Genomic DNA, 5,783 nt, shown 5'->3' on the forward strand with positions numbered 1-5,783 from the left:
TGCGCATGCGGGCCTGGTCGGCGATGACGAACGCGTCCTTCGCGTCGGTCTTGCCCTCTCCGCGGTAGGAACCGGAAGCGCGGTGCACGGCCAGTCCGGTCAGATAGGTCATCGGCTGGTCGTGGTTGATCAACAGGCCGATCAGCAGCGCGGCACCGCCGTGGTTGAGGTCGACCGCCCACAGCGCGTCCGTCGAGATCGCGAGCACATCGGCAATCAGTTCGAGCAACGCGGTCTCGTCGTTGAGCACCCGACGCGACAGCAACCGCTCACCACGGGCGTTGATCACCACGCAGTGGTGATGTTCCTTGCCCACGTCCACTCCGGCCCACAGNAACCATGACCGAACCGCGCGAATCCGACGACGTCTACGGCGACACCCCGGAAGAAGAACGCGAGACCATCCGCGGCGAACAGGGCACGTCGCGCGACGAACACGACGACTCCGACCCGCAACAGGGACGATGAGCCTCAGCGGGACGATTCGCAGGCTTCCCGCGCCGGCACCCCGCAGCCGAGCCGGGCCCAGACCGTCTTGCCGACGGAATGCTCGTGCACTCCCCAGTCGTCGGCGAGCCGGTCGACGAGCAGCATCCCCCGGCCGCGCGCCCGGTCGAAGTCCGGCGGGCGGACCTTCGGGCGGCCGCGCTCGGGGTCGTCCACTTCGATCACCACTACGCAGGGCCGGGACAGCACGGTCAGCCGCGCATACGACGGGCCCGAGGTGTGCTCGTAGGCGTTCGACGCGAGTTCCTCGATCACCATCAGGACGTCCGCGAGATGGTCCGGGGACAGATGCCCCAGCGACTTGCCCGCCCAGGCGCGCAGGCTCGGCAGCGTCGCGACCCCGGTGCCCCGCAGGTCCAGTGCCCAGGGTGCGTCGCCCTCCCCGGAGCCCGGGCCGGTCACCGCCGGTCCCTCGTTTGGACAGGACAACAGAACCACTCTCCCGCCGACTGCGCGACGGCGCGCGGGCTCGCGCCGGAAAACGCCGCGGCGTTTCGCCGCCCCTCGCCGCAGCCGCTTGACCTCACGTGGGGAAGTCCCTTTCTCGTGCTCGACTTCGCCGGTGCCCAATCGGGCGTACCCGGACGGGGCAGACTTCACACCTGCTGGCGCGCATCTCCGGTTCCCGGGGCCGGTTCGGCTACTGTCGCTGCATGCCGTCTCACGCGCCGGAGCCCGAATCGCGGGCTCGCCTCGCCGAAATCCTCGGCCCCGGGGCGAGCAACGCCGCGCTCGGCGAGGAGCTCACCAAGATCCTCACCCGGGCTTGCGCCGTCCTCGACGTCGACACCGCCACCGTGCTGCGGCACGATGCCCGGTGGCAGCGCCTGGTCGCCGTCGCGGCCGCCGGACTCGAGGAGGAGATCTACCAGGGAGTCCAGGTGCCGGTCGGCGCGGGATTCCCCGGCAGCGTCGCCGCGCGCCGCGAGCCGGTCGTCATCGACCAGGTCGACCAGACCACGGTGCTGAACGCGCTGCTGGCCGAACGCGGCCTGCACACCATGCTGGGCGTCCCGATGCTGGCCGGCACCGAACTGGTCGGCGTGCTGCACATCGGAGCCGCCCGGGACCGCCGGTTCACCACCACCGACATCGAAACCCTGCGGCTGCTGGCCGACCGGCTGGCCGCCGTGCTGCAGGCGGAGATCATGCACCAGAACCAGGCCGCGACCATCGCGCTGCAGCGCAGCCTCCTGCCGGGCGTGCTTCCGGTCGTCAAGGGCCTGCGCCTGGCCGCGCGCTACGTGCCGGGCGCGGAGGCCGGGCTCGGCGGCGACTGGTACGACGTGTTCCGGCTTCCCGGGGACCAGACCGGCATCGTGATGGGCGACGTGTCCGGGCACGGCCTCGAAGCCGCGGTCATCATGGGACGGCTCCGCAGCGCGCTGCGGGCCTACGCGCTCGACTGCGACGATCCCGCGACCGTCCTCGCCAAACTCGACCGCAAAGCGAACCACTTCGAACACGGAGTGATGGCGACGGTCGCGTACGGCATCCTCCGGCCCGGCCACGGCAGCATGGCGCTGTCGCTCGCCGGGCACCTGCCGCCGGTCGTCGCGGCGCCGGGCGAACCGGCGCGGCTCGTGCCCGCCCCGCCGGACCCGCCGGTCGGCCTGACCGTCGGGGCCACCGTCGAACGGCGCACCACCACGGTGGAGCTGGTGCCGGGAGCCGTCGCCGCGTTCTACACCGACGGTCTCGTGGAGCGCCGCGACCGGCTCGTCGACACCGGCATGGACCAGCTCGCCGAGCTGGTCCGGCCGGAGGACCCGGAACTGGCCTGCGCCCGGATCATGGCCGCGATGGTGGGATCGCGGCCCCCGCAGGACGACGTCGCACTTGTGGTGCTCCAGCGCACTGCGGGGGCGCACTGATCACTCCGCGGCCAGCGCCTCGTCGAGCGTGCGGTACAGCGGGAGACTCTGCTCCAGCCCGGTGAGCTGGATCGGCCGCAACGTCGCACGGCCGGACGCCACGATCCGCACCTGCGTCCCCTCCGGCGCCTCCCGGCACGCGGCCAGCAGGACGGTCAGTCCCGCCGAGGCGAGGAAATCGACCCCTGTCAGGTCCAGTACCAGCACCGGGGGCTTCCCGGTGAGGGTCTCGGCGACCGCGGCCGTCAATTTCGGGGCGGTCCCGAGGTCCAGGTCCCCGTTCAGGGCCAGCACCGCCGCGGGCGAGCGGTCGGCCCGTTCGATCGACAGCGAACCCGGCGGGTCGATCACCGGGTCGGTCAGCTCACTCATCGCTCTTTCCCTCCTCAGGAAGCCCGGAACGCCTGCGTCCGGGCAGGAAAAGTACGCGGCTGGCTGCTCAACCGCGAATAGCATGCCTTACGGACGGCGGCTCGCACGAATGCCGCCGCGGGAAATGATCTCGGATCCCGGGAACGTCGGCAGCGCGGGGCCCCGGGAAGAGACGTTCGGCTCATTGCGCGCGGTTTTCGCCCTTCGCGGACGGGGCTGTTCGGGTGCTGGCTTGCCCGCCCCGGGGACGCGGCAGGCCACGGTCCGGGCGGTTCGCGCCGATCCTCCAGCGGGAGACCTTTCGCGGCTGAATGCGCATGGATGTGCTGTTGGCCGCCGCCCGCGCGGACCGGCCCGCCACCGAACGCCTCGAACACCACGCCCGCTCAACGCACGCCGAGCCACCATCGGCCGCTGCCCATGCGACCTGATCCGCAACCTCGCAGCCTGGACTCCCCACTCGTTCACCGCGCACCGAGACACCATCGGCCGCCGCAGTTCACGGAGCCGGATGCGCAACGTCGCGACCCGGACACCGCTCCCGCTCCCCGCGCGAGGAGACAGCACCCGCCGACCACGCGAACCGGCTCGCAACGAGACCGGAACACCACTCCCCCTCATCGCGCACGACCGCGCCGCTGCCCGGCCGCGTTCTCGCGCAGCCGGTTCGCGTGTTCGCCGATCTCCCCGACGCGGTCGGCCAGCGCCGCGTGCCGCGGTTCGAGATGCGCGCGCACGTCGGCCAGCGGCGGCAGCAGATTCGTGACGTCGTCGTCGCCCAGCGCGACGCTGAGCCGGTCGGCGCTTTCCTGTCCGGCGGGGTCCAAGCCGGGCGCGGCACTCGCCTCCGCGGCCAGCCGGCGCAGCACCGCGGCGTTGCGCCGGGCCCAGTCCGCGACTGCCCGGTCTCCCGCGCGGCGGCCGCGTTCGGCGTCGACGCGGGCTTCGCCGGTGGCCTCTCCGGTCGCCGACGGCCGCAGCCGCAGGTACCGGCGTTCGGCCGCCTGCCTGCTCGCCACGCCCAGCGCCGGGGCCAGCGCCGCCCAGCTCGCGCCCGCCGCGCGCGCGGCCGCGATCAGTTCCGGTTCCCATGCGCCGAGCTGGTCGCGCAGCGCCCGCAGCGCGGAAAGCGCGGCCATCGACCGGTCGGCCGCCGCTCCGCCGTCCCGTGCGGCCAGCACCGCGTCGCGGACGCCCTGGATCAGCAGGCCGGGGTCCACCTCCGCCATCGCGTCATCCTCTCGACGACTTGGCAGTTGTCATCGTTTCGATGACATGCTAGAAGAAAAGAGCGTCCCCTGTCGAGCGGCGGAGGTGAGTCCGATGTCCTGCCGAGCACGCGGGCCGATTCCCCGCGTTCCGCAGGTTTCCCGTGCCCCTTCACCGGGAATCACGTCCGGACCGCCCGCAAGGGCGCGTTCCGGCCGCTAGCCGGAAAACCCCGCCGCGCCGCCGGATGCGGCCCGTGGCGCGGAGCAGGCCACCCCTGGTCCGTGCCAGTCCTTCGCGCGAGAAAGGCGTTGTCCCCGTGTCCCTGCCGCTGCACACCGCCCAGACCGGCCCGTCGCACCCCGCTTCGGTGCGCCTGTGGAACTACCTCGCCGACGTCACCGCCGCACTGGGCATCGGCCTCGAGTCCTGCACCGTCGACCACGACACCCCGGTGTCGGCCTACGTCGCGCTCGACGGCCACCTGCCCGCCTACCCCGGCCGCGACGTCGCCCTGCTGTGGGACGAGATCCACGGCTGGGCCGCCGCCGTGGAAACGCATTCCGGCGAGGACCTCATCGTCATCCGCTACCTGGCCGGGCCCACGGTCGCGCCGCCCGCGTCGCGCGTCGCCGAGTTCGCGGCCGCGGTCCGCGACGACGACCACCGGATCGGCTGCCTCGCGCCGCCCGAAATCCGGACGCTGGGCACGCCCGCCGAACTCGACGCCATCCTGCGCGCCGCGGGCTGAACCGGGCAGCGCACCGTCCGTGAGCGTCCACTGTGGACTCCGCAGTTTCGCGCCGCCGCGCGACGGGTAGCCAAGATCATGAGCGAGTTCGAAGCGCAGCGAAGGATGCCCGCGCCCGCGGAACGGGTGTACGCCGTCGCGTCCGATGCCGCGCACCAGGACGAATGGCTGCCGGAGCCGGTCGCCGCGCCCCCGGCCGGGCGCCGTGACCGGCTGCGGCTCGAATGGGACGGCGGCTGGCTCCTGGTCGAGTCCGGCGCGGCGGGCACGAGCCACGCGACGCTGCACCTGTCGGTCCCGGCCGGCCCCGGCCGCGACGATGTCCCGGCGCGCATCCGCGAGTCCCTCGACCGGCTCGCCGTTTTGTCCGGCTCGCCCGGCTGACACCGTCCACAAGGGACTCGGCCCGGATCGTTTTCCGTCGCACGGAACAGGAACGGCACCGCGCGCTTCGGATCGGCTACTCTGCGGCCAGGAGTTGATGGTCCATGGTGGTGCGGAAGGAAATTCTGCCCGGGCCTCGCCTGCCCCGCACGGAACGGAACCGGTTCGCGGTCGACTGCGTCGTCGACAGCCTGCTGCGCTGCCTTCCGCTGGCCGAGCAAACCCGGCTGGGCGTCGTCGCGGCGAGCCGCGGCCGCACGTGCGACCGCGAGGCCCTCCTGATGGAGATCTCGTTGCGCACCAGGCGTTCCCCGCTCGCGGCGAGGTTCCTGGTGCGCGCGGTCTACTCCGCACTGGGGCAGACGTCGCCGGAGCTCGCGTCCCGGGTGCGCGCGGGCGTGAGTCCGGACGTGCTCGTCCTGCTGGGCGGGACGCGGCAGCCGAGCACGTGGTCGCGGGAAACCCCGCCCCGGTGCCACAGCGGATAAACCCTGCTCAGGCCAGGCGGCGCACCGAGGTTTTCTCAGCAGCGCGGTGCGCGGCGGGTTCGCGGCAGCCGTGCTTGGCGGGACGCTGCGGACACCGGGACGACGCGCGCCGGGCTGGTGCGGATGTCCGTGAGGGGAACCCTGACGGAATCTGATTCCCTCAGAGGGTGTTGTGAAACCTGGTTTTGGTGCGGTGTG

9 protein-coding genes are annotated in these 5,783 nt (G+C 72.6%); 5 read left to right on the plus strand and 4 right to left on the minus strand.

Going from position 1 to position 5,783, the window contains the following annotated elements; translation table 11 throughout:
- Positions 1 to 334 (minus strand): IS110 family transposase (locus tag EIZ44_RS44230; RefSeq protein ID WP_134734596.1); only part of this gene is annotated, 334 nt, incomplete at its 3' end.
- Between the two features lie 5 nt (positions 335 to 339).
- Here EIZ44_RS44230 and EIZ44_RS46055 point away from each other — a divergent pair.
- Positions 340 to 468, plus strand: coding sequence for a hypothetical protein (locus tag EIZ44_RS46055; protein WP_255443129.1), 129 nt, complete (start codon positions 340 to 342; stop codon positions 466 to 468).
- 3 nt (positions 469 to 471) lie between these two features.
- On the opposite strand, the gene EIZ44_RS44235 is transcribed toward EIZ44_RS46055, so the two are convergent.
- A complete protein-coding gene (locus EIZ44_RS44235; RefSeq protein WP_037813213.1) occupies positions 472 to 909 on the minus strand; it encodes an ATP-binding protein in 438 nt (145 codons plus the stop codon).
- 251 nt (positions 910 to 1,160) lie between these two features.
- Here EIZ44_RS44235 and EIZ44_RS44240 point away from each other — a divergent pair, with 251 nt between their 5' ends.
- Complete coding sequence (locus EIZ44_RS44240; RefSeq protein ID WP_167754484.1) at positions 1,161 to 2,381, plus strand: PP2C family protein-serine/threonine phosphatase; 1,221 nt, start codon at positions 1,161 to 1,163, stop codon at positions 2,379 to 2,381.
- On the opposite strand, the gene EIZ44_RS44245 is transcribed toward EIZ44_RS44240, so the two are convergent.
- Both EIZ44_RS44245 and EIZ44_RS44250 read right to left on the minus strand, forming a co-directional pair.
- Entirely contained in the window at positions 2,382 to 2,753 is a 372-nt protein-coding gene (locus EIZ44_RS44245; protein WP_051728972.1) for an STAS domain-containing protein, read from the minus strand.
- Positions 2,754 to 3,370: 617 nt separating this feature from the next.
- Positions 3,371 to 3,982 (minus strand): hypothetical protein, encoded by a 612-nt coding sequence (locus EIZ44_RS44250; protein WP_037813219.1) that lies wholly within the window; start codon positions 3,980 to 3,982, stop codon positions 3,371 to 3,373.
- Between the two features lie 305 nt (positions 3,983 to 4,287).
- Between EIZ44_RS44250 and EIZ44_RS44255 the strand changes: the two genes are divergently transcribed.
- The 3 genes from EIZ44_RS44255 to EIZ44_RS44265 all read left to right on the plus strand — a co-directional run bounded on the left by EIZ44_RS44255 (position 4,288) and on the right by EIZ44_RS44265 (position 5,585).
- Positions 4,288 to 4,713, plus strand: a complete 426-nt coding sequence (locus EIZ44_RS44255; protein WP_037813486.1) for a DUF6292 family protein — start codon at positions 4,288 to 4,290, stop codon at positions 4,711 to 4,713.
- 78 nt (positions 4,714 to 4,791) lie between these two features.
- Positions 4,792 to 5,097 carry a hypothetical protein gene (locus tag EIZ44_RS44260; protein ID WP_037813222.1) on the plus strand — a complete coding sequence of 102 codons (306 nt, stop codon included), beginning with the start codon at positions 4,792 to 4,794 and terminating at the stop codon, positions 5,095 to 5,097.
- A 104-nt stretch (positions 5,098 to 5,201) separates the two neighbouring features.
- On the plus strand, positions 5,202 to 5,585 hold the full coding sequence (locus EIZ44_RS44265) for a DUF2267 domain-containing protein (protein WP_037813225.1): 384 nt from the start codon (positions 5,202 to 5,204) through the stop codon (positions 5,583 to 5,585).
- Positions 5,586 to 5,783 lie beyond the last annotated feature (198 nt).

It is taken from the genome of Amycolatopsis nivea, from assembly GCF_004522235.1.
Classification (GTDB): Bacteria; Actinomycetota; Actinomycetes; order Mycobacteriales; family Pseudonocardiaceae; genus Amycolatopsis; species Amycolatopsis nivea.